At 66.1% G+C, this 23,798-nt stretch carries 18 protein-coding genes and 1 tRNA gene; 9 read left to right on the forward strand and 10 right to left on the reverse strand.

The window, feature by feature from the left end; translation table 11 throughout:
- Positions 1 to 427: 427 nt before the first annotated feature.
- Positions 428 to 3,022 (reverse strand): DEAD/DEAH box helicase, encoded by a 2,595-nt coding sequence (locus ASE64_RS05980; protein ID WP_082465958.1) that lies wholly within the window; start codon positions 3,020 to 3,022, stop codon positions 428 to 430.
- Positions 3,023 to 3,114: 92 nt separating this feature from the next.
- Between ASE64_RS05980 and ASE64_RS05985 the strand changes: the two genes are divergently transcribed.
- The 4 genes from ASE64_RS05985 to ASE64_RS06000 are packed head-to-tail and all read left to right on the forward strand — an operon-like array spanning position 3,115 to position 9,633.
- Complete coding sequence (locus tag ASE64_RS05985; RefSeq protein ID WP_055777580.1) at positions 3,115 to 3,753, forward strand: hypothetical protein; 639 nt, start codon at positions 3,115 to 3,117, stop codon at positions 3,751 to 3,753.
- Positions 3,750 to 5,294 (forward strand): DNA polymerase Y family protein, encoded by a 1,545-nt coding sequence (locus ASE64_RS05990; protein ID WP_055777583.1) that lies wholly within the window; start codon positions 3,750 to 3,752, stop codon positions 5,292 to 5,294. Before ASE64_RS05985 ends, ASE64_RS05990 begins: the two co-directional genes overlap by 4 nt.
- 12 nt (positions 5,295 to 5,306) lie before the next feature.
- Positions 5,307 to 8,714 carry an error-prone DNA polymerase gene (locus tag ASE64_RS05995; protein ID WP_055777585.1) on the forward strand — a complete coding sequence of 1,136 codons (3,408 nt, stop codon included), beginning with the start codon at positions 5,307 to 5,309 and terminating at the stop codon, positions 8,712 to 8,714.
- A gap of 58 nt (positions 8,715 to 8,772) precedes the next feature.
- The gene (locus ASE64_RS06000) at positions 8,773 to 9,633 is read left to right on the forward strand and encodes an Fpg/Nei family DNA glycosylase (protein ID WP_055777589.1); all 861 of its coding nucleotides are present in this window, start codon (positions 8,773 to 8,775) and stop codon (positions 9,631 to 9,633) included.
- A gap of 7 nt (positions 9,634 to 9,640) precedes the next feature.
- Here ASE64_RS06000 and ASE64_RS06005 read toward each other — a convergent pair whose 3' ends face one another.
- The 3 genes from ASE64_RS06005 to ASE64_RS06015 all read right to left on the reverse strand — a co-directional run bounded on the left by ASE64_RS06005 (position 9,641) and on the right by ASE64_RS06015 (position 13,862).
- Positions 9,641 to 10,399 (reverse strand): SGNH/GDSL hydrolase family protein, encoded by a 759-nt coding sequence (locus ASE64_RS06005; RefSeq protein ID WP_055777593.1) that lies wholly within the window; start codon positions 10,397 to 10,399, stop codon positions 9,641 to 9,643.
- A gap of 90 nt (positions 10,400 to 10,489) precedes the next feature.
- Entirely contained in the window at positions 10,490 to 12,484 is a 1,995-nt protein-coding gene (locus ASE64_RS06010) for a vWA domain-containing protein (protein ID WP_055777596.1), read from the reverse strand.
- Positions 12,477 to 13,862 (reverse strand): hypothetical protein, encoded by a 1,386-nt coding sequence (locus tag ASE64_RS06015; protein WP_055777599.1) that lies wholly within the window; start codon positions 13,860 to 13,862, stop codon positions 12,477 to 12,479. Before ASE64_RS06015 ends, ASE64_RS06010 begins: the two co-directional genes overlap by 8 nt.
- 122 nt (positions 13,863 to 13,984) lie before the next feature.
- On the opposite strand from ASE64_RS06015, the gene ASE64_RS06020 reads away from it, so the two are divergent.
- Complete coding sequence (locus tag ASE64_RS06020; RefSeq protein ID WP_055777602.1) at positions 13,985 to 15,160, forward strand: baeRF2 domain-containing protein; 1,176 nt, start codon at positions 13,985 to 13,987, stop codon at positions 15,158 to 15,160.
- A 19-nt stretch (positions 15,161 to 15,179) separates the two neighbouring features.
- Positions 15,180 to 15,410, forward strand: a complete 231-nt coding sequence (locus ASE64_RS06025; RefSeq protein ID WP_055777604.1) for a hypothetical protein — start codon at positions 15,180 to 15,182, stop codon at positions 15,408 to 15,410.
- Between the two features lie 76 nt (positions 15,411 to 15,486).
- Here ASE64_RS06025 and ASE64_RS06030 read toward each other — a convergent pair.
- The 4 genes from ASE64_RS06030 to galU all read right to left on the reverse strand — a co-directional run bounded on the left by ASE64_RS06030 (position 15,487) and on the right by galU (position 18,187).
- Positions 15,487 to 15,562: transfer RNA gene (locus tag ASE64_RS06030), tRNA-Ala, on the reverse strand.
- 58 nt (positions 15,563 to 15,620) lie between these two features.
- Complete coding sequence (locus ASE64_RS06035) at positions 15,621 to 16,514, reverse strand: hypothetical protein (RefSeq protein ID WP_055777606.1); 894 nt, start codon at positions 16,512 to 16,514, stop codon at positions 15,621 to 15,623.
- A gap of 81 nt (positions 16,515 to 16,595) precedes the next feature.
- Positions 16,596 to 17,249, reverse strand: coding sequence for a GNAT family N-acetyltransferase (locus ASE64_RS06040; RefSeq protein WP_055777611.1), 654 nt, complete (start codon positions 17,247 to 17,249; stop codon positions 16,596 to 16,598).
- Between the two features lie 47 nt (positions 17,250 to 17,296).
- Positions 17,297 to 18,187 (reverse strand): UTP--glucose-1-phosphate uridylyltransferase GalU, encoded by an 891-nt coding sequence (gene galU, locus ASE64_RS06045; protein WP_055777612.1) that lies wholly within the window; start codon positions 18,185 to 18,187, stop codon positions 17,297 to 17,299.
- 85 nt (positions 18,188 to 18,272) lie between these two features.
- Here galU and ASE64_RS06050 point away from each other — a divergent pair, with 85 nt between their 5' ends.
- From ASE64_RS06050 to mscL, 3 genes are read left to right on the forward strand one after another with little or no spacing between them, the layout of a single operon-like run.
- The gene (locus tag ASE64_RS06050) at positions 18,273 to 18,851 is read left to right on the forward strand and encodes a 5-formyltetrahydrofolate cyclo-ligase (RefSeq protein ID WP_055777613.1); all 579 of its coding nucleotides are present in this window, start codon (positions 18,273 to 18,275) and stop codon (positions 18,849 to 18,851) included.
- 47 nt (positions 18,852 to 18,898) lie between these two features.
- A complete protein-coding gene (locus tag ASE64_RS06055) occupies positions 18,899 to 19,240 on the forward strand; it encodes an FmdB family zinc ribbon protein (RefSeq protein WP_055777616.1) in 342 nt (113 codons plus the stop codon).
- 19 nt (positions 19,241 to 19,259) lie between these two features.
- Positions 19,260 to 19,697 (forward strand): large conductance mechanosensitive channel protein MscL, encoded by a 438-nt coding sequence (gene mscL / locus ASE64_RS06060; RefSeq protein ID WP_055777617.1) that lies wholly within the window; start codon positions 19,260 to 19,262, stop codon positions 19,695 to 19,697.
- Positions 19,698 to 19,719: 22 nt separating this feature from the next.
- Here the strand turns inward: mscL and ASE64_RS06065 are convergent, their stop codons facing one another.
- Positions 19,720 to 19,959: a hypothetical protein gene (locus tag ASE64_RS06065; protein ID WP_055777620.1), complete on the reverse strand. Its 240-nt coding sequence runs from the start codon at positions 19,957 to 19,959 to the stop codon at positions 19,720 to 19,722.
- A 9-nt stretch (positions 19,960 to 19,968) separates the two neighbouring features.
- Entirely contained in the window at positions 19,969 to 23,757 is a 3,789-nt protein-coding gene (locus ASE64_RS06070) for an AAA family ATPase (RefSeq protein ID WP_235480520.1), read from the reverse strand.
- Between the last annotated feature and the right edge of the window lie 41 nt (positions 23,758 to 23,798).

Here is a 23,798-nt window from a genome sequence, read left to right on the forward strand (position 1 = left end):
TAGTGCACGCTGTTGAGTTCTCAAAGATCGGACGCACCCGAACATCCACCACACCAACCGGCGCAGCCTCAACTCGGGGCAACTTCTCAAACCTAGACCCTGTTGAAGTTCTTGTCAAATCGAGCAATTCGAGCGACCCGATCGGAATCAGGCGCACCGAATCGAACTAAACGACTTTCGACAGGGTGAGGTTTACATCCTAGAAGAAGATGCGGAGTCGTTTATAGACTCTGATCTGAAACTATGGGATGGTCCCGCTTGAGGCCGGAAGCTCTTCGGCTTTCCGAACCTGTGGGGTGACAAGAGGAAACATTACGGAAACACTCGGCGCTCGTCAAAACCGGCGTGCAGCCCGGGCGTGTCGTCACCCGCATCCCCGGAATCCCGCGGAAGTGGCTCCCTTCGACACGCTCGACGAGCGACGGGCTCAGGGAACGCGGGGGCTGTTGTCGATCGAGACGACGCGAACAACGGCCACACCCTGCTCGTTGGACTCGGCGAGATCGACGGTCGCCGAGATACCGAAGTCGTGATCACCCGCCGGGTCATCGAAGATCTGACGCACCGACCACTCCCCCGGCCGCTCGTCGATGATGAGCATCGCGGCGCTCCGCGCATCCGCACCCGTGAGCAGTTCGTCGTGCTCGTCGAAGTAGCCGTCCATGGCATTCGCCCAGGCATTCGCGTCGAAACCTGACGTCGCATCCAATTCGCCGAGCGCTTCGTAGTTCTCGAGGGCCGCGAGCTGAACCCGGCGGAACATCTCGTTGCGCACGAGGATTCGGAAGGCGCGCGCGTTCGAGGTGAGCAGTCGCGGTGCCGGAGGCACGATGCCCGGATTCTCGACGTTGACCCCATCGTCACTTGGATTGATCAGCTCTTCCCACTCGTCGAGCAGGCTCGAGTCGACCTGGCGCACGAGTTCTCCAAGCCACTCGATGAGATCGTGCAGTTCTTCGGTCTTCGCCTCGTCGGGGATCGTCTGCCGTGCCGCGCGGAAGGCGTCGGACAGGTACCGCAAGACGAGACCCTCCGAGCGGGAGAGCTTGTAGAAGTTGATGAAGTCGCCGAAGGTCATCGCTCTCTCGTAGAGATCGCGCACCACCGACTTCGGCTTCAGTTCGAAGTCTCCGATCCACGGCTGCGAGGCACTGTAGACCTCGAACGCCTCGCCGAGAAGCTGCTCGAGCGGCATCGGCCAGGTCACCTGCTCGAGTAGTTCCATGCGCTGCTCGTACTCGATGCCCTCGGCCTTCATCGAGGCCACGGCCTCGCCCCTCGCCAAGAACTTCTGCGCGGACAGGACCGGGCGAGGATTCTCGAGCGTCGATTCGACCACGGAGATCATGTCGAGCACATACGTCTCGCTGTCTTCGTCGAGCAGGTCGAAGACCGCGAGCGCGAAAGGCGACAGCGGCTGGTTCAGCGCGAAATTGGGCTGCAGGTCGACGGTGAGCCGGATGCGATCGGGCCCGCCGCCCGGTTGCGGCACCTGGGTGACGACCTCGGCCGTCCGAAGCGTGCGATAGATGGCGAGCGCCTGGCGCAGGTGCGCGAGTTGTTTCGCCCGGGGCTCGTGGCTCGTCTCGATGAGCTGCCTGAACTCGGTGAAGGCGTCGCCCTCGCGGGCGATGACGTTGAGAACCATCGAGTGACTCACCTGCATGCTCGACGACAGGGTCTCGGGCTCTGCGTCGACCAGTCTCAGGAAACTGGGTTCTCCCCACGAGACGAAGCCCTCGGGGGCTCGCTTCTTGACGATCTTGCGCTTCTTCTTGGGGTCGTCGCCGGCTTTCGCGATCGCCTTGAGATTCTCGGTCTCATGCTCGGGGGCCTGCACCACGACGGTGCCGGCGGTGTCGTATCCGGCTCGGCCGGCGCGACCCGCTATCTGGTGGAATTCCCGTGCGTTGAGCTGGCGCATCCGTACACCGTCGAATTTGGTGAGTGCCGTGAGCAGCACGGTACGGATAGGCACGTTGATTCCGACGCCGAGCGTGTCCGTACCGCAGATGACGCGCAGCAGACCCTGCTGAGCGAGCTGCTCGACGAGGCGACGATATTTCGGCAGCATGCCAGCGTGATGCACACCGATGCCCGAGCGGATCAGCCTGTTCAGCGTCTTACCGAAGGCCGTGGTGAAGCGGAATCCCCCGATGACCTCGGCAATCTCGTCTCGTTGTTCTCTGGTCGCAACGCGGATGCTCGTGAGCGCCTGAGCGCGCTCGAGCGCGGCGAGCTGCGAGAAGTGCACGATGTAGACCGGCGCCTGGTGAGTCTCGAGCAACTCCTCGACGGTTTCTTGAACGGGCGTCGTGGCGTAGTAGTAGTGCAGAGGAACCGGCCGCTCGACACCCGTGACGACGGCGGTCTCGCGATCGGTTCGAGCGGTCAGGTCCTTGGCGAGCCAGGTGACGTCGCCGAGCGTGGCCGACATCAGAACGAACTGCACGTCGGGAAGGGTGAGCAGCGGGACCTGCCAGGCCCAGCCGCGTTCGGGGTCGGAGTAGAAGTGGAACTCGTCCATGACGACCTGCCCGACGTCGGTGTCGGCACCATGGCGCAAGGCCAGATTCGCCAGGATCTCGGCCGTGCAGCAGATGATCGGCGCATCCGGATTCACCGACGAGTCACCCGTGACCATGCCCACGTTGGCCGCCCCGAACACCTCGACCAGCGCGAAGAACTTCTCGCTGACCAGCGCCTTGATCGGAGCGGTGTAGTAGCTGCGCTGACCCCGCACGATGGCCGCGGCATGCGCCCCGATGGCGACGAGGGATTTACCGGTGCCCGTGGGCGTCGAGAGGATGACGTTCGCCCCGGAGACGATCTCGATGACCGCCTCTTCTTGGGCGGGATACAGCGTGATGCCTCGTGAGCTCGCCCACGTCTCGAAAGCACTGAAGATCGTGTCTTCGTCGAACTGCTCGGGAAGGAGCGACAGCAGGGAGGCGCTTTCGCCCCCGTCGCCCGAGGCGGTGGCGTCGTCGTTGTCGGCGGCCTCGGGAAGAGTCACGGTCATGATGTATCGATCCTGCCCTCTGCCGGGCCGAGCGCCTAACCGACACTCGCGACCCGATTGACATATTCGAACATATATTCGAACATTGCAGAATGAGTTCGGTCGCGGCATTCGAGTCTCCTGCCTCGGTGAGGCAGGCTCTGCAGGCGCGCATCAGCTCGATGCAGTCCACGCGGCTCGACGAAGACGCCTTCCCCGTGCTGCCGATGATGCGGGCGGTTCTCGGTCGCGGTCTCCGCCGCGGAACGGTCTATTCGATCACCGGGTCGACCTCGCTCGCCCTGGCCCTCGTCGCCGCCGCGTCGCAGAGCGGCGAATGGTGCGGGGTGCTCGACGTTCCCGATCTCGGGCTCGAGGCCGCGGCCGGTTGGGGAATCGACCTGGATCGGCTCGTCTGGGTCGCCGATCCGGGCGATCGGTGGATGTCGACGGTCGGCTCGATGGCGGATGTGCTCGGTCTGCTCATCGTCAGGGCTCCCGCGCGGGTCACCTCCGCTGAAGCGTCCCGGCTCCTCGCCCGACTGCGGCAGACCCGATCGACGATGCTCGTGCTCGGCGAATGGCCGCAGTCGGAGTCGCAGATCCGCGTCGTCTCGTCGTCGTGGACGGGCCTGGGCGCCGGTCACGGCCACCTGGCCGATCGACACCTCGAACTCGAGGTGCGTCAGGGGCAGAACGCGGGCGCGCCCCGACGGTCGCGGCTTCGAGTGCCGGCGGCGATTTCTCCATGACATCGTCAGACGCCCGTGTTCTCGTGGTCTGGCTGCCCGACTGGCCCGTCATCGCCGCCCGACGAAGTCTCGAGCTGACCTCCGATCAGCCGCTCGCGCTCATTCACAAGGGCGTCGTCTTCGCCTGCTCGAGTGACGCTCGAACGTCGGGGGTGCAGCGCGGCCTCGCTGTTCGCGAGGCGCAGCTCAGGTGCCCCCAGCTTCTGGTCGTCGCCTACGACCCACAGGTCGATGCCCGGGCCTTCGAACCCGTCGTGGCGTCGCTCGAAGATCTGGTTCCCGGCGTGCGCATTCTTCGACCCGGGCTGTGCGCCATTCGCGCCAGGGGGCCCGCCCGGTTCTATGGCGGCGAAGAGCGCGCGGCGTCGACGATTCTCGAAGCCCTGGCGAGGGCCGACATTCCCGCACGTCTGGGCATCGCCGACAGTGTCTTCGGCGCCGAACGTGCAGCCCTGAAGACGAACGACGTCACGCCCCTCTCGATTGTCGACGTCGGCACAACCCGGCAGTTTCTGTCCGCTCAACCCATCTCGACGCTCGACGACACCGCTTTGGTTCCCGTCCTGCGTCGTCTGGGCCTTCATCGCCTCGGCGACTTCGCCGCACTCGACCGAACGGCGGTCGGGGCGAGGTTCGGAGAGGCAGGACTCCGAGCTCACGCCCGTGCATCCGCGACGGACAGGCTGTCTGGAGCCGAACACACGCCCGAGGTCGACTTCGGCGTCGATGTCATCTTCGAGCCCGCGCTCGATCGTGTCGATCAGATCGCTTTCGGCGTCAGAACAGCATCCGAGTCGATGGTCGACCGGCTGGCCGAGAACGGTCTGGTCTGCACGGCCTTGCGCATCACCGTCACGAGCGAGTCCGGCGAGCGGCGAGAGCGATCCTGGTCGCATCCCCACCATTTCTCGGCGGCCGACGTGGTCGACCGCGTGCGCTGGCAGCTTCAGGGGTCTGGCGGCGGCAATGCCGGGCTGACGTCTCCGATCGAGCGGGTCGAGATGTCTCCCGCCCGAGTCGACGCGAGCGCCAACCACGAATCCGGCCTCTGGGGCACCTCGCTCGACGAGCGCGTGCACCATGCCCTCGCCAGACTGCACAGCATCCTCGGCCACGGGGCGGTCGCCACTCCGTCACTCGGCGGAGGTCGCTTTCTGAACGAGAGGCAGGTTCTCGTCGCCTGGGGAGACGAGACCCCGACGTCGAAACGCGCTCTCCCCTGGCCTGGCAGCATCCCGCCACCGGCTCCTGCCACTGTCTTCGCCCACCCGAGACCGGCAGACGTGCGTGGCCCCAGCGGCGAGCCGGTCGAGGTCGACGCCCGAGGCATGACCACGGCGACTCCAGCATGGCTCGCGCTCGACCGCTCCCCCGCCCTGAAGGTCTCGTCGTGGGCCGGTCCTTGGCCGGTCACGCAGAGATGGTGGGACGCCGACGCTCACAGAAGCGCGCAGCGATTCCAGATGATCGATTCCGAAGGCATGGCCTGGCTGATGATCCTCGAAGACCACGAGTGGGCGGCCGAGGCACGCTATGACTGAACACGAGACGCCATGAACTGGGCGAACCCGCCGATCCCCTGGTCTGACTTCGAACGCCTCGCATCGGGCACGACTCGGCACGATGATCGCCCGCACGGAGCCGACGGGGGCGACAGCCCTGCCTGGTCGCGCAAACGCGCGCCCTACGAACCGCGCGCCCGTGTCGAAAGACCCTCCGGAACCGTCGTCCCCTACGCCGAACTGCATGCGCACTCGCACTACAGCTTTCTCGACGGCGCCTCGTCACCAGAACGCCTCGTCGAGGAAGCCGTGCGACTCGGGCTCACCGGCCTCGGCCTAACAGATCATGACGGCCTGTATGGAATCGTTCGTATGGCCGAAGCCGCCGAGCGCATCGATCTGACGACCGTGTTCGGCGCCGAGCTCTCATTGGGTCTCGGGGCCCCCCAGAACGGCGTCGCCGATCCCGAGGGCGAGCACCTCGTGGTTCTCGCGCGACGAGAAGCCGGGTATCACCGCTTGGCCGGCGCCATCACGAGCGCCCAGCTCGCGCCTGGCGCCGAAAAGGGACACCCCGTCTACTCGCTCGACGACCTCGCGCGAGCGGCCCAGAACTCGTGGCTCGTTTTGACCGGATGCCGCAAGGGTGCCGTCAGAAGAGCTCTCGAGAGCGACGGAGCGCCGGGGGCCGCTCGAGAACTCGACCGTCTCATCGACCTCTTCGGTCGAGACAATGTGGTGGTCGAACTGTTCGACCACGGGGATCCTCGTGCATCGAGCATCAACGATGCCCTTGCTGATCTGGCGGCGCGGGCTCATCTGCCGGTGATCGCGACGAACAACGTGCACTTCGCGAGTCCCGAGACGTATCCGCTCGCATCGGCCCTGGCGGCGATTCGCGCGCGCCGCAGCCTCGACGAGATGGACGGCTGGCTGCCGGCCTCCACCGGCGCCCATCTGCGCAGCGGGGCCGAGATGGCCGCCCGATTCTCTCGTTACCCGGGGGCCGTCGAACGAACGGTCGAGATCGCCGCAGATCTGTCGTTCTCCCTGCGATCGGCGCGGCCGAATTTGCCGAAACTCGACGTGCCGGCGGGTCACACACCGATCAGCTGGTTGCGCGAGCTCGTGCGAAGGGGTGCGCAGAAGCGCTATCCGAATGCGACACCGGAGACTCGCGACAGGCTCGAACGCGAGCTCGGTGTCATCGAAGACAAGGACTTCCCCGGTTACTTCCTCATCGTCGAAGACATCGTGGGTTTCGCCAGAGGCAGGGGAATCCTGTGCCAGGGGCGTGGATCTGCGGCGAACTCAGCCGTCTGCTACGTCCTGGGAATCACCGCGGTCGACTCCATCGCGCGTGGGCTCCCCTTCGAACGCTTCCTGTCGGCACTCCGAGAAGAAGAACCCGACATCGACGTGGACTTCGACTCCGACCGCCGCGAGGAAGTGATCCAGTACGTCTACGAGCGTTACGGCCGACGAAACGCAGCGCAGGTGGCCAACGTCATCAGCTACCGCCCCAAGAACGCCGTCCGCGACGTGGCGAAAGCGCTCGGCTACAGCCAGGGCCAGCAAGACGCCTGGTCACGGCAGATCGAGCGATGGGGAAGCCTGACCGAGACGCACGATCACGACATTCCGCCCGCGGTGACCGATCTGGCCCAGCAGCTTCTCAAGGCCCCTCGGCACCTGGGCATCCACTCCGGCGGCATGGTGCTGACCGAGAACCCGGTCGGCGAGGTGGTGCCCATCGAGCACGCGCGCAAAGAGAACCGCACCGTTCTGCAGTGGGACAAGGACGACTGCGCGTGGATGGGCCTCGTGAAGTTCGACCTGCTCGGCCTCGGAATCCTGGCGGCCCTGCAGTACACCTTCGACCTCGTCGCGGAGCACACCGGTGAGCAATGGGATCTCGACAGCATTCCCAAAGAAGAGGCCGGGGTGTACGACATGCTGTGCCGCGCCGACGCCATCGGAGTGTTCCAAGTCGAGAGCCGGGCCCAGATGGGCACGCTTCCGAGGCTGCTGCCCCGGCGCTACTACGACCTCGTCATCGAGATCGCCCTCATTCGGCCCGGCCCCATCCAGGGTGGCGCGGTGCACCCGTACATCCGGCGCAAGACGGGAGAGGAGAAGGTCACCTATCCTCATCCCCTGCTCGAGCCCGTCCTCGAACGCACGCTCGGAGTGCCGCTCTTCCAGGAGCAGCTGATGCAGATGGCGGTGGCGGTCGGAGGATGCTCTGCCGCCGACGCCGATCTGCTTCGCCGGGCCATGGGCTCCAAACGCGGCGTCGAGCGCATCGAGTCGTTGAAAGCGACCCTGTTCGAGGGCATGGCCCGAAATGGACTCGACCTCGAGACCAGCGAGGACATCTACTCTCGTATCCAGGCGTTCGCCAATTTCGGCTTCGCAGAGAGCCACGCCCTCAGCTTCGCCCTTCTGGTCTACGCCAGCGCCTGGCTCAAGCTGCACTACCCCGCGGCGTTTCTGGCCGCGCTCCTTCGAGCCCAGCCCATGGGTTTCTATTCACCCCTCACCCTCACCGCGGATGCCCGCCGGCACGGCGTCGAGGTACGCCGGCCGAGCATCCAACGATCTCTGGCCGACGCCACGCTCGAAGAACTCGACACCGTCGGCCCCGCCGACACGCAGAACCGCGCGGAGTGCTGCGATCCGAACCAACCTCCCGTCGGCGCGTTCGATCGTGCGGCGCCCGACCTCTCGGCTTCCCACCGTCGAGACGGTCGCTTCGCCGTGCGACTCGGCCTGGCCGCGGTCACCGGCATCGGGGCCGACCTCGCTCAGCGCATCGTCGTCGAGCGACAGCAATCGGGCGACTTCACCGACCTCGCCGACCTCGCACGCCGGGTGGGGCTGTCGACGGAGCAACTCGAGGCGCTGGCCGCCGCCGGAGCCTTCGATTCGTTGGGCATCAGCCAGCGCGAGGCTTTCTGGCAGGCCGGCGAGGCGTCGGCGGAACGCCCGGATCAGCTCGCGGGCTCCTCCGTCAGCGTTCAGCCGCCCCTGCTTCCCGTGTTGACGTCGACCGAGCGATTGGCCTACGACATCTGGTCGACCGGCATCTCTCCCGACGACCATCCGATCAGCCAGGCGCGCGAAGCGCTCACCGCTCGCGGTGCGTCTCCCATAGCCAGCTTGACCACGGCCGAGACGGGCAGACGCGTTCTCGCGGGCGGGGCGGTCACCCACCGACAGCGACCGCAGACCGCCGGCGGCATCATATTCATGAACCTCGAAGACGAGACCGGCCTGCTCAACGTGATCGTCAGCACCGGTGTCTGGAATCGGTACCGGCGTCTAGCGAGGGAAGCGCCCGCACTCGTCGTGCGGGGCATCCTCGAGCGCTCGCCGGAGGGAATCATCAACCTCGTCGCAGACAGATTCGAGGATCTGCCCCTGCAGACCCGGAGCCGCTCCCGCGACTTTCGCTAGCCCCTCCCCGCGCGGCTCGGGGTAGACCGCTGTCGGCGGTCGGGTCGAGACTGGAGACATGCCCGAACTCCCCGAGGTCCACGCGCTCGTCGCAGATCTGAGCGCACGGCTGGTCGGCCGAACCATGGCGCGCCTCGATCTGGTGTCGTTCTCCGCACTCAAGACCTTCGATCCTCCGGCCTCCGCCCTGAGCGGCCGTGTCATCACGGCCATAGATCGGCATGGCAAATTCCTCGACTTCTCGGTAGGCGATCTGCATCTCGTGATGCACCTGGCTCGCGCTGGCTGGATCCGGTGGCGCGACAGCGAACCTGCGCCGCGCACCCGGCCGACATCCGGTCCCCTCACGGCTCGACTCGTTCTCGACGACGGATCCGGGTTCGACGTCACCGAAGCGGGAACGAAGAAGAGCGTCGCCATCTGGATCGTTCGGAGTGTCGACGAGATCCCGCAGATCGAGCGCCTCGGGCCCGACCCGCTCGACCCCGCGTTCACCCTCGAGGTCTTCACCCAGATCCTCGCCTCCGCCGGTCGAACGCAGATCAAGGGCGTGCTGCGCGATCAATCGCGGATCGCCGGCATCGGCAACGCCTACTCCGACGAGATCCTTCACGTGGCACGCATGTCGCCCTACAAGCCGGCCTCTATGACGCCAGACGAGGCGGCCCGACTCTACGACGCGACCCGCGAGACTCTGCTGGGTGCCATCGAGCGGTCTGAGGGCGTCGGCGCGGCGAACCTCAAGCGAGAGAAGAAGACCGCCATGCGCGTGCACGGCAGGGCCGGGCAGGAGTGTCTGGTCTGCGGCGACACCGTGCGACAGGTGATCTTCGCCGACCGCACTCTGGAGTACTGCCCCAGTTGCCAGACGGGCGGAAAGCCGCTGGCCGACCGTGTGCTCTCGAGACTGCTGAAATGATCGGCCGTCAGCCCGCCTCACGAATCGCCGCGGCCACGGCTGCCGCAATCACGGTGAGCCCCTTCGACACGGGGTGGATGTCATCGAACTGCATAAGCTCGGGCTGGCCGGCGAGAGGCTGCCCGATATCGAGGTAGTCGGCGTCGACAGCCTGTGATGCCGCGAGGATGTCGGCGTCGAGCTCGCCGAGCTCGTCGGGCGGGGTGGTGTCTCCCCAGAAGGCATTCAGAGCGAAGATGCGCGCCTCGGGCAGTTCGTCGCGCAGATAGCTCATGGTCTTCATGGTCTGGCTGGCTACCTCGTCTGGGTCTTCGTCGAGATCGTTGCTGCTCGCGGCGATGATGACGATGGAGGGGTTCAAGTCGACGGCTTCCACGGCCTGATCCTGAAACGTGCCGCCATCGTCACCGACGGCCACGAAGCCGCTGCCGTCGGCCGCCAAGTCGGTGAGCTGCCAATTCGTGGCCGCGCCGATGAGCTGCGGCCAGGCATGGCTCGACTTCACATTGTGGCCGTCCATGATCGAGTCGCCGATGGCCACGACCACAGGTCCGGGCTCTGAGGCGGCCTCCACCGTGCCCGGGCCCGGGGCCGTGGTCGGCGGGGTCGTCGCCGACAGAGCTGCCGATCGGGAGTCGATGTGGATGTGCTCGTCGGACCCGTGGGTGACGCTCTGCACGACGACCGAGACGACGCCGGCCGAGACGAGCATCGAGCCCGCAATCATCACCGCGACAGCGCGTTTGCTACGACGCTCAGGGCTCATCTCTCGACCTCACTCACCACTTCGACAGTAGTCGGCAGCCTCGCTCGGCGGTCGTAAGGACCCTGGACGCGGGCTATGAATTCACCCGGGTCAGAACCCCGACCCGTCGCGCGAGCCGAGATAGGAATCGACGACGGCAGCACCGAGATCGTCGAGCTCAGGTGAGACCACGCTGCCACCGACCCGCTTCGCCATCGAGTCGATGAACCGGGCAAGCCCGGGGTCGTCACCCAGACGGAAGAACGTGGTCGACGCTCCGAGACGCATGGAGTTCTCGAGTTCCCGAACGGCGACCGCGATCGTCAACGGATGTGGCGGGTAGTCGAAGAACACCTCGCCGCTCGATTCGAGGTGGGAGGTCGGCTCGCCGTCGGTGACGATGAGCAGAACGGGCTGGGCATTGGGGTGCCGACGGAACTGCCTGTTCGCGAGCAGAAGAGCGTGATGAAGATTGGTGCCCTTTTCATACTCGGCTTCGAGACCCGTGAGCTGCTCGATCTCCATCACCCGAGCCTCTCGGCCGAACGCGATCAGCTGAAGGTCGTCCCCGCGAAAGCGGCTGCTGATGAGCGTGTGAAGAGCCAGAGCCGTGCGCTTCATAGGAACCCAGCGGCCGTCCATGGCCATCGAGAACGATGTGTCGACCAGCAGTGCGACGCAGGCTTGGGTTCTCGCCTCCGTCTCCTGCACCTCGACGTCGCCGATCTCGATCCGGATGCCCTCCCCCGCCGCGCCGCCGTCGCGCGCGGTTCGCGAGAGGGCGTTGGTGATCGTGCGGGTCACGTCCCACGGCTCCGTGTCGCCGAACGACCACTCCCGAGTGGCACCCGACAGCTCGCCGGCGGAACCGGCCTGCCTGATGTCTCGGTTGCCCTGGCGCCCCGACAGTCTCTGCGCGACGTCGCGCAGCAGAGAGCGACCGAGAAGCCGCATCGCTTTCGGGGTCAGTTTGAGAGTTCCGTCAGAGGCGCGCTTCATCGTTCCCGAATCACGCAGCGCCTTCTCGAGCTGAGCGAGGGTGCGCGCATCCGCCGAGGCCTCGTCGCCGAGTTGGCGCGAGAGCGCGTCGAGGTCGAGGTCGTCGAGACGCGAGCCGCCGTAGCCCTGCGAAAGCTGCTCAGACAACTCGTCGAGCTCCGCGATGTCTTGGAACACGCCCGTTCCGTCGCCGAGACCGAGACCGTCGGGCCCTGACATGCGTTCGGACCCGCTCCAGTCGGCATCCGGGCGCAGAGCCTGCAGCTGATCGTCGAGTTGAGAGAGCGACGACATCAGCTCGGGCGAGCCGAAGGCACTGGATGCGAGCGCGTCGAGTTCGTCGCGCTGCTCCTGGGTCATCGAGTTGCGCATTCGAGCGGCCGCCGCGGCTCTCGCGGCCAGAGTGTCGATCAGTTCGTCGATGGTGCTCGGGTTCTCGGGAAAGAACTCGCCGTGAGTCTGCATGAACTGGTCGAACTGCTGCTGGCTGGACTCACCGCGTGCATGGTCGTCGAGCAGAGCCGTGAGGTCGGCGAGCATGGCGGCGATGGCCGCCCTGTCGTCGTCATTCGCATTCTCGAGTGCGCTCTTGAGCCCGGCGAAACGTTGATCGAGCATCTCTCGTCCGAGCAGATCCTTGATGCGCTCGAAATCCTGTCGAGCATCCGTGCTGCGCCAGGAATAGTCACCGAGTTCTTTGACGGCCGCCGCGGTCGACGGCGATAGTGCTCCGAGTTGCATCTCGGCGAGGGCACGCGAATCATCGTCGAGTTGCACATCTCGAGCCAGCTGCTTGCGTTCCTCGAGCACCGCCTTGTCGAGCAGTCGCCTCACCTCGTTCAACGTGCCGTCGAGGTTGTGCTTCGCGGTGAGCTCACGCCGGCGCTCCGCAACACGGCGGGCAAGGTCGTCGAGTCCCGCACGATCACGGGTGCCTCGGCGCAGCAACTCCCGCAACGAGGCCTCGGGAGAGTAGCCCTCCATCACATCGTTGCCGATGGCGTCGAGCGCCTCGCGCAGGTCGATGGGAGGGGCGAGGGGGTCAGGTCCGCCCGCGTACTTGCCGTAGCGGGAAGCGCGGGTCAGGCGACGATTCGCCCTAGCCATAGATGGTCTCGCCTCCGCCTGAGGCCTTGCTGATGCGTCGGTCGAGGAAGAGTCCCTCGAGGGCGAGCTCGATCGCTCCCGCGCGCTGACCGTCGCTCTTCGCACCGAGCCGGTCGGCGATCTGGTCGTAGAGCTCGGATTCGCCGAGCGTCGGGAGCCCCGCGAGGAACTCGCGAGCCGGAACCTGTTCGCCCGTCGTGACCACAGCACCCTCCTCGACGGCGGTGACAAGCGCCCTGAAATCGAGACCGCGGAAGTATCCGTGCACCGTTTCTGCGGTGGCGCGACGCAGCAGGTGGTCGAGAATCTCATCCTCTCGACCCTCCTCGCCCGACTCGAATTCGATCTTGCCGCCGAGCACGTCGACGGCCGTTTCGAGATCGACGGGCCGGGCCACGGCATCCGGTTCGCCCTGCCGCGTGGCGCGATGGATGGCCGCCGCGGCGATGGTCTCCGCTCCGGCGATGGCGAAGCGGGCGCTCACACCGCTGCGCTGATCGACCGACGGAGACTCCCGCAGCGCGCGTGTGAAGCGGGCGAGGATCTCGACGAGATAGTCGGGCACCTCGGCCACGAGATCGGCCTCCTGCCGGATGATCGACACCTCATCGGCCAACTCGAGCGGATAGTGGGTTCGGATCTCGGCGCCGAAGCGGTCTTTGAGCGGTGTGATGATGCGGCCGCGGTTCGTATAGTCCTCGGGGTTGGCGCTGGCTACGACAAGCACGTCGAGGGGAAGGCGCAGCACGTAGCCGCGAATCTGGATGTCGCGTTCCTCCATCACGTTCAGCATGGCCACCTGGATGCGCTCCGCGAGGTCGGGAAGCTCGTTGATGGCCACGATGCCGCGGTGGCTGCGCGGGATGAGTCCGAAGTGGATCGTCTCCGGGTCTCCGAGGCTGCGACCCTCTGCCACCTTCATGGGATCGACGTCGCCGATGAGATCGGCGACGGAGGTGTCGGGCGTCGCGAGCTTCTCCGCGTAGCGTTCCTCGCGCGAGCGCCACGATACGGGCAGGTCGTCTCCGAGCTCGAGGGCACGACGCACGCTCTGGCTGGTGATGGGGTCGAAGGGATGCTCGCCCAGCTCCGATCCCTCGATCACGGGCGACCACTCGTCGAGCAGTCCGACCATCGTGCGCAAGAGCCTGGTCTTGCCCTGTCCGCGTTCGCCGAGCAGCACGATGTCGTGACCGGCGATCAGGGCTCGCTCGAGCTGAGGGATGACCGTGGCCTCGAACCCGTGCAGGCCCGGCCAGGGATCGCGGCCCTCTCGAAGCGCGGCGAGGAGATTGTCGCGGATCTCGACTCGAAGGGACTTCTGCTCGTGGCCCGAAGCCTTGAGCTGACCGACTGTGGCGATGAGTGGACGCGTCATTCAGTCCACGCTACCCCCGGGTAGGGGGCGTTAACCCGCGTCATCGAAACCAGTCAATCCCCGCGAGAGATTCTCCCCGAAAAGATCAGGATGAAGAGACGGAAGATCCACTGGAGGTTCATATGTCTGACACGGGCACGATGACGAGTTCTGCACTCGCCGGCATCTATCGCGACCATGCCGAGTACACGCAGGTCTACCTCGACATGTCGGTCGACACGGCCGATCCGCCCGGAGTGCAAGACGAGCGCCGCACCTCGGTACTCGATCGGCTCGCTCTCGCAGGATCGCCACAGAGAGACCTGGACTGTGTCGCCGACGTGCTCGCGACGGCGACGACGGGCCCGAGTCCGTTCTGCCTCTTCGTCTTGGTGCGCGACGGTGTCGTCGTCGTCGAAGAGGTTCTGCCCGGATTGGCCGTCGAACCGGAGATCACCTCATACGGGCCGCTGCCCGACCTCGTGCCGCTTCTGAAGGCCCAGCCTCTGGAGTTCACCTATCTGACCGTCGAGACAGCGAGGGATGGCGGAGAGGTACAGCTGTTTCGCGCGGGTTCGCGCGTGGCGGAGTCGGAGGACCACGTTCAAGGCCGCACGGACACCCTCCACAAGATCAAGGGCGGCGGGTGGAGACACGACCACATGCAGAACCACGCCGAGGAGATCTGGAGACAGACTCAATCGGAGCTGGCGAGCACGGTCGACGACATCGTTCGCACCCGTAGACCGCGGCTCCTCGTCGTGGCTGGAGACATTCGCGCACGTCAGCTTCTCGAACAGGAGCTGTCGGAAGCCAGTCGGGCGATCCTCTCCATCGAGCCGACGAACACGCGCGCCGACGGCTCGACGGATTCCGCTCTACCCGACCGCGTCGATGAGGAGATCGAGCGCATCCTCAATGACGACAAACAAGCCGTGCTCGATCTTCTGGCACTTCACGACGGTCGGGGCGACAACCTCGTCGAGCTGAACTTCGGCGGCGTCATTCTTGCCTTGGCAGCCGGCCAGGTCGACACTCTCATCGTCGACTCCGACCGGCTTCGTGAGAAGCAAGCGCTGGCTCTCGATGCGGAGCCGTGGGTTGCATCTGCCCCGGAAGACGCGCTCGGAGCGAGGATCCTCGGTCCGGTTCCCGCTCAGCTGGCTCTGTGCCGCGCGGCTCTACTGACCGACGCCCGCGTCCTTTTCACCGACTCGTTCCGTGTGCCCGACGGACAGGACGCGGTGGCGCTGCCCAACGAAGCCAGTGCCGCCGCAATCCTGCGCTGGCGCACCGGCCCGCCGGTCCCCGGAACCTGACACCAAACGACACCCACAGGTGCAACAGCTGATCGACTATGAGACCGAACACGGAAACCGGCTACCTGTTCAGGTGGTGCTCGAACAGCGTCTCGATGCCTTGAAGAACGGGGCGACACCGAGCGGCCAGATCGACACCGAGCACCCCGAGATTCCGGCAGCGTCGACATCCCCCGGCGTGAGCCCTGCCACCACGACAGCACCGGCCATCAACCCCACCTCGCACGGCGACCCCACGAACCCCTCCTGATTCATGGGTACTGCCGGCGACCTGCCGCCACAAGCAAAAAGGTCCCGGCTATAGCCGGGACCTTTTCGTGCTGTTCTGGTGGAGCATAGGAGATTCGAACTCCTGACCTCTTCGATGCGAACGAAGCGCGCTACCAACTGCGCCAATGCCCCGGAACTGCCTTGGAAGACTATCACGACCAAGGCGGCGACTCCGAACCGAACGGGGTGCTCAGCCCGCCCTGCGACGTGCCAGAACCTCGTCGAGGTCGAGGCGCGAACCGTCGGTCGTGTCGACGATGCCCATGGATGCGAAACGGCTGGGTGCACGGGGCGCTACGGGTTCGGCCACGGGGGCCAGCGGGAGCTCGATGGGTGCGACCGCGGGGCCGGCGGAGGCCGCCGCGCGCAGGGCGTTCTCGGCATCCGCTGCGGCCCGACGGAGGTCTGCCTCGATCTCGAGCGACACCTCGCGGGCCACCGACGGCAATGCCGTCGCCAGACCGGGGGCCGAGACGCGCGCCGCGTACAGGGGCTTGGGAAGCGGGATGGGGGTCCACTCGCTCGGAACAACGGCCTCGACGACCGGCACGGGCTCCGCCTCGAGGAACGATCCCCCATGGTCGACGAGCGTCTGGTCGTGAACGGTGAGGCGAGGAGCGGGGAGACGAAGGCTGCGGCACGCACGGGCGAGCTTGCCCAGCATCACGACGCAGAGAGAGGCGACGGAGGCTCCGATGAAGACGACCACCCAGGCACCGGCGAGCGTGATCTGGAAACCTGCGAGAACCGCCACCGAGACGGAGAGGAGGAAGATCGCACTGGTCACGGCGCGAGAACGCTTGATGCGAGCGGCGATGAGAACGGCGACCGGTGTGGCGTCTTGTGAGACCTGGCGCAGGTAGCGCTGCTGCTCGGCAACGCTGCGAGCCGTCGTGGCCACGCGGATCTCGTCGGGCACCTCGCTCGTCTCGGCGAGGATGCGCAGCGTCTGCTGCAGTCGCACCGCGTTGCGCTCGGTCGCGAGAAACTCTCGGCGCCGAGACCAAGTCGGCATGAAGTAGATCAGCCACAGCCCCGCTGCGACGGCGATGATGAGGCCTCCGCCCAGCCAGTCCGTTGTCATGGCTCTACGGTATGAGAGCGAGAGCCGGTTGGAGCCCTCTGGCAGCGTGTGTCGCGAACACCCGTGCACCAATTCGTCGGGTCAGCGAGGAATCGTCTCGATGGCCCGCTGCGCGGCCTCCCGGTCGACGAGCGGAACAGAGCCGCCGCCCGCTGGAACCTGGCCGTCCTTCCACCGCCGCAGCACCCCGACGGGGAGCTCTTCGGCGACCAGGGCGAAGCAGAAGTGATCGCGCCAGTCTCCATTGATGTGGATGAACCGCCGACGCAGACCCTCGTAGCGGTAACCGAGTTTCTCGACGACCCGCAGACTCGGGGCATTCTCGGGCCGGATGCAGATCTCGATGCGATGCAGGCCGAGCTGGAAGAACGCGTAGTCCGAGGCCAAGGCGACCGCGGTCGGCGTGATGTTCTTGCCGGCGAACCGCTCGGAGACCCAGTATCCGATGCTCGCCGACGACACCGAGCCGTAGCTGATCGACGACACGTTGAGCTGGCCCGCCAGTTCGCCGTTGTACTCGATCAGGAACGGCAGCCCGTAACCGGCTCGGGCATTGCTCTGCAGGGACCGGATGCTGGCCCGCGTGTCGAACGACATCGGCCCGTGGGGGTTGGTCGCCTCCCATTTGCGCAGCCAGCCGCGGTTCTCCATGAGCTCACGCTCGAGCGCTCGCGCATCCCGCACTCGGATGGGTCGGATGACGATCGGTCCGTCGGACAGGGTGGGAACAAACATCGGCGGTGACAGTCATGCCTTCTGGGTGGTGGTCGATCGACGGGGACCTAAAGGCCCTTGACGTACTCCTTGAGCCACGGTCGCAGGTCGCCGCCCAGATCTTCGCGATCGCTTGCCAGCTGGATGATGGCCTTGATGTAGTCGAGCTTGTCACCCGTGTCGTAGCGGCGGCCACGGAAGACGACGCCGTAGACGCCACCGGCGATGGAGGTGTCGGCCGCGAGGGTCTCGAGCGCGTCGGTGAGCTGGATCTCGTTGCCCTTGCCCGGCTCGGTCTTCTCGAGAACATCGAACACCTCGGGCTGCAGAACGTAGCGGCCGATGACGGCGTAGTTCGACGGAGCGTCTTCTGCAGACGGCTTCTCGACCAGGCCGGTGATACGAACGACGTCATCGTCGTCGGTCTCTTCGATGGAGGCCACACCGTACATGTGCACGACGGACGGGTCGACTTCGAGCAGGGCGACGACGGTGGTCGTGCGGCTTTCCGCCACCTCGATCATGCGGGTGAGCAGCTCGTCGCGCGCGTCGATCAGGTCGTCTCCGAGCAGAACCGCGAAGGGCTGGTGCCCGACGTGCATACGTGCGCGCAAGACGGCGTGGCCCAGGCCTCGGGGGTCGCCCTGCCTCACGTAGTGCATCTCGGCGAGCGCCGTGGCCTCGTTGACCATACGCAGTTTGTTGCCGTCGCCCTTCGACTCGAGGGTCGCCTCGAGCTCGGTGACGCGGTCGAAGTGATTGGCCAGCGCGTGCTTGTTGCGACCTGTGACCACCAGGATGTCGTCGAGTCCGGCGTTGACTGCCTCTTCGACGACGTACTGGATGGCCGGCTTGTCGACAACCGGAAGCATCTCTTTAGGAAGCGCCTTCGTGGCGGGCAGGAAGCGAGTTCCCAGTCCGGCTGCAGGAATGACGGCTTTTGTGATCTTTGTCCCCATAACCGCAAGGGTATCCAATGCCGAACGGTCGATGCGCCGGATTGCGAAACACCGCCGATACATCCATGCATCTAAAATCGGTTAGATGATCACCGACCCGATCAATATCAAGCGTGCACTGCGAGCCGAGCTCCGTGAACGACGTCGAACTCGAACCTCTGTCGAGCGGGCGTCCGCTACCGAGGGCTTCACCCGGAACCTGCAGAAGCTGGTCACCGACACGGGCGCGCAATTCATCTCGTGCTACCTGTCCGCCACCCACGAACCGAACACCCGGGAGTTTCTCAACTGGGCGCAGGCGAAGGGAATCCGCACCCTGTTCCCCATCGCGAGGGAGGACGGGCTGCTCGACTGGACCCATGGTGATGGCGAATCCGAGGCCGAAGGCCTGTTCGGAATGCCCGAACCCGTCGGCGAGATCCTCGGACCGATGATCATCAACGACGTCGATCTCATCATCATCCCCGCCGCCGCGGTCGACGCCTCCGGGGTCAGACTGGGCTGGGGTCGGGGATACTTTGACAAGACGTTGGGAAGCATGCAGAAGTGCCCTCCCGTCTACGCCGTGATCTTCGACGACGAGCTCCTCGAGAGCGTGCCCCGCGAGATTCACGATCAGCCCGTAGACGGCGTCGTCACCCCCACGCAGATCCACACGTTCTAACCCGCGCCGTTCGGCACGCCGTTCCACCGTTTTCAAGGAGTCTCCTCGTGCCCACCTATTCCTACCGCTGCACCGAGTGCACCAACGCCTTCGACATCCACCAGGCGTTCACCGACGACTCGCTGAGCGTGTGCCCTGTCTGCGGCGGCAAGCTCCGCAAGGTGTTCAGCGCGGTGGGCGTGACCTTCAACGGTTCGGGCTTCTACCGCACGGACTCCCGCGCGAGCGACACCTCGAAGGGCTCGACCAGCTCAGGCAGCACGAGCAAGGCGAGTGGATCGGGCGAATCGTCGTCATCCTCGAAGCCGGCAACGCCGTCGACGTCGTCGGGCTCCGGCACCTCCAGCGGATCGTCGACACCGGCCGCATCCGGCAGTTCAGCCAAATAGAGAAGCGAAGGGACACACCATGCTCAAGGGATTCAAGGAGTTCGTTCTCCGCGGTAACGTCATCGACCTGGCGGTCGCCGTGGTCATCGGAGCGGCGTTCACCGCCGTCGTCACAGCGATCGTCACGAACGTCTTCACTCCGCTCATCGGGGCGTTGTTCGACGCAAAAGACCTTGAGAGCGCCTTCGTCATCGACCTGGGTGGGGAAAGCAAGATCATGCTCGGAGCCGTTCTTGCGGCCGTCATTCAATTCCTGATCGTCGCCGTGGTCGTCTACTTCGCCTTCGTGCTGCCGATCAACCACCTCAAGAAGGTGGCCTTCATCAAGAAGCAGCAGCCCACACCCGCGGAGACGGTCAAGACTCCCCCGACCGAGGCCGAACTGCTCACCGAGATCCGCGACCTGCTCGCCAAACAGCAGGCCTCGTCATCGGGCCCGACGCACCCGACCGCCTGATCGCTCTAGAGGCCTGACTCGCTCACCAGTGAGGCGGCTTCTCGAGCTTCAGCCTGTCGTCGTTCTTGTCGCTGCCCCGCGGAGAAGGATCGCCCCACGACACGTCCGTGTCTTCGTCGGCCTTCTCTACGGGTGAGCCATCGGCTCGCTGGGGCGTCGGGTCTGAGCCGGCCACGGCATCCGTCGTCACGCGGCGACGCCCCGTGCGGCGAACAGGCGGTACCGGTGTCGCGGAATCGGGGTCGTTGGTCTCTTTCGGCACCTCGGGAGCCTACCTGGAGAACGGGAGCGGCGCCGTCTCGTCGGTGCTGGGCGACGTCGGCTGCCTGTCGACGGCCTTGAGCTCGCGCACCCCGATGACCTGGGCGATGCGCGACGCGACGGCCTCGGGGTCGCTGAACAGCTCGAAGCTGTGCACTCTGAGGTAGTGCCACCCGAGTCGGCGCAGCATGTCGGGGCGCAGGCGCAGAGACTCGCGCAAGCTCGTGGAATGCACCACCGAATCGGTCTCGATGGCGATGGCTCGGCCGTCGTGCGACGCGACAAGGGTGAGCTTGCCGCGGTGTTCGAACGCCACGTCGAGACCACGAGATCCGAGTCGTCGCGCCAGGTCGATCAGCAGCGCGTCGCCGGGGCTCGAGAACGTGTCTGGCGTGGGCCCGGACTCGACCTCGGTGAGGATCTGTCGCAGCGCCACGATGCCGTGGGCCATGCGCTCCTCGTCGATGTCGTGAGGGTGGAAACAGCTGATGATGTCCATGGAACGGCGTGCACGGGTCATACCCACAGCGAGGAGTCTCTCGCCGCCGGGGCGTCCGAGAGCTCCGAAGTTCGTGAGCACGCGGCCGTGGGTGGTCTTGCCATATCCCACCGAGAAGATCACGCGGTCACGACTCTGGGCGACCGACTGGTCGAGAGTGGCGACCATGAACGGCTCGGCCCGGTCTTTGAGAATGAAGTCGCTCAGATCGCTGCGCTTGGCGAAGGCAGAGAGAACGGCCTGCTGCACGCGCACCGCGTGACGGGGGCTCGCTGTGATGACCATCAGCGATTCACCCGGGTAGTTGATCGCGTGGTCGAGCACGAGCGCGACGACCCGATCGACCTCGTCGTCGACGCTCTCGACCGCTCCGGTCTCAGCGTCGGGCATGCCTCCGCGGCCCTCCACGTAGTGCAGCGCGAGACTGCCGTGACCGAGGAAGGTTCCGGCCCAGGGCAGGGAGTCGATCTTTCCGCCGTAGAAGCGGTGATTGACGAGCTCTGCCAGGTCTTCGCCGCCCGCGCGGTAGCTGCGCGTGAGGGGAAGCGTGGGAACCAGTTCTGCCAGACGTGCGAGTGCGGACTCGGCGTGCAGCTCTTCGACCGACTGCTCGGCTTGAGCGCGGCTCGACGACTCGGGCGTCGCCGAGATGGCGATGTCGAAGCGCGAGGGGGTCTGCGTCACCGGGTCGCCGAACGCCACGACCTGGCGGCCACGTCGGATCGCACCGACGTTCTCGGCCAGGGTCGTCGCTCCCGCGTCGACCAGAATAACCGTGTCGAAGTGCAGCGAGTCGGAGATCTCGGCGATCTCGTAGGGAGAGGCGAGCCAGACGGGAGCGAGAACGCGTCCGAGGTGGGGAGCCGCCTCGTGCAGAGCCTGAGCATCGACGCCATCGGTGCGCAGGATGTTCTTGAGAGCCGTCGCCTCGTCTGGATGATCGACGAGTCCGACGCTCCACGTCTCGGCGAGCTGCCACGCCAGAAGGGCGCCGCTGGCCGAGGCGTGCGCCTCGTCGACGAGCCTGAAGTCTGCCTCGAGGCGATCAAGCACCGAGGTGTTCGCACCCAGCAGAGCCCTGTCGTTCGCGAGCATCAGCTCGAGAACCGACTGCCACCAGGCGAGTTCGAGTTCGTCGGCCACGGCGCTCTCGGGCACGTGCCGCTGCGAGAGGTCGGTCAGCAGCGGGTCGAGCGAGTGCTCGCGAAGAGTGTCGAGAAGCGCGGTGCGCTCCTGCAGGTTGGCGAGCACCTCGGAATCGGCTGCGAGCCCGTCGACCATCGACACGAGCTCGTCGATGGGCAGGCTGGTCAGTTGCCGGGCCGTGCCGACGGTGCCCAGCGGCACATCGAGCTGCGCGAGGTCTTCTGTGACGCGCTGGTACGCGACCTGCACATCGGCGATACCGATGGGGATTTCCGGCGGAATGCCGGCGGCAGCGAAGCGGTACCACAGGGTGCGCTGCTGCTGGATGTGCTTGAGGGCCTCGTTGAGGTCGCCGATGTGCACACCCGGACGCACGTATTCGCGCGCCAGGCTGCGCAGGCGACGGCGGCTCGTCGACGAGAGCTGCGGTGAGTCGCGGCGGTTGGAGGTGGCCGCGATCAGCTCGGTCAGCGAACGGTCGAACACGACGGGAAGGAACTTGTCGAGCGTCTCGCGCAGATCGAGCAGCAGGCGCAGGTAGACGCCGAGCTCGGTGAGCGTGGCGAAGGGTCGCATGCGGGTCTGGCCGATGAGCTCCCAGGCGCCCGAGAGCAACGTCGGAAGGTCGGACCGGTGCAGCTTCTTTGCCAGCTGGTGGGCGCTGTGCGCGTCGTCGGACGAGGCGAAAGCGGCGCCGTACCAGGGCGAGTCGTCGGGCCCGTAGCGGAACTCGCCCAGGGCCGCGGCCTTGCTCAGTGTCTTCGCGGCCTGGACCCGACCGGATGCGAGCCCCTCGAGAGCGTGACGGTCGAGGCGCGCCTTTGTGGAGGGCGGCGTCTGGAGCAGTTCGAGGCGCGCGAGTTCGCGCAGCGCATCCAGAACCGAGACCTTGAGCACGGGATCGACCCGGCCGAGCGAGCTGCGGTAGTCGAGCAGCACGCCGCGCAGGCGCACGAGGGCCTCGTCGACGTCGGCGACATGGGGCTGTCGGGCCTTCTCGTTGCGACCGATCGACTGGATGAGGTCGCGGCGGAGCGTGCGCGGCGATACGGCGACGCCGGGCAGACCGACGTCGGTGAGTCGACGGGCGATGCCGCGCAGGCTCAGGCGGCGGGGGCTCACGACGAGAACACGCTTGTTCTGTGCGATGAGGGCGCCCACGGCGTTCACGATGGTCTGGGTGCCACCCGTGCCCGGCAGAGTCTTGACGACGAGCGAGTTGCCGGCGCCGATCTGGGCGATGACGTTCTCTTGCTCGGGGTCGGCGTCGAGCAGGAGCGTGTCGGTGGACGGCGGGCGCTGGTCCTGCGGCGTGGCGTCGACGGGGTGGTAGCCGTCCTGCACTCCACGTCGAGCGGTGACGTTGCCCGCGAGCGCGTCGAGAACCGGATGCGCGAGGTCGACGGCATCCTCGACCAGCGCATGGCTGACATCGGCGAACGTAGAGACAGCGAGTCGGGGGCTGACGCTGAACCACGCCAGCTGCGAAGTGAGGCCGCGCAGCTGGTCGATCACCGGCTGGGGCTTGAAGACGCCGTTGTTGACCGCGAGCGCGACCAGGGCGTCGGCGTCGAGTTCGATCTGGAACTGCTCGGACAGGGCGCGAACGAGTTCGGGGTTGACCGTGGGCCCGCCCCGCAGCTTGAGTTCGAAGTCTCGCCCGTAGCGACGCACCGACACAGGGCGCAGCAGAACCGGAGCACTGAAGGACTCCTGCTCGAGTCTCCACTCGGCGAATCCGATGCCCAGGTTGACGGCGTCGATGCCTCGAACGCTGCGCAATTCGACACCCTTGTCGGTGATCGCCGCGGCGGCGAGCCGCGCGGTGCGCAGAGCCAGCTCGTCGCGAATGAGACTCGAGAGCAGCGTGGCGTTGCCCGTGATGAACTGTGCCAGCCCACCGGGGTGGGTGGCCGACAGGTCGATGCGGTTTCGGGGCGAGTCGTCGAAGTGGATGAGCGGAGATACTCCGCCTACCCTGCTGAGCTCGTCTCGCCAGCGTTCTCGACTGGGCTCGACCCGGCTTTCGCTGGAGAGGTTGGTGAGAGGTCGACCGCCCTTTTCAGGCGCGGCCTGGCGACCCCAGGTCGACGAGTCGTCGTCGGCCGCAGTCGGGATTCCGTCTGCATCTAGTTTCTTATCGGCGCGCCACACACGGTTACCTTAAGCTCGCCACGCCCGAAAACCTGGCATCT

Origin of the sequence: Agreia sp. Leaf210, from assembly GCF_001421485.1 — a bacterium.
Taxonomy (GTDB): Bacteria; Actinomycetota; Actinomycetes; order Actinomycetales; family Microbacteriaceae; genus Agreia.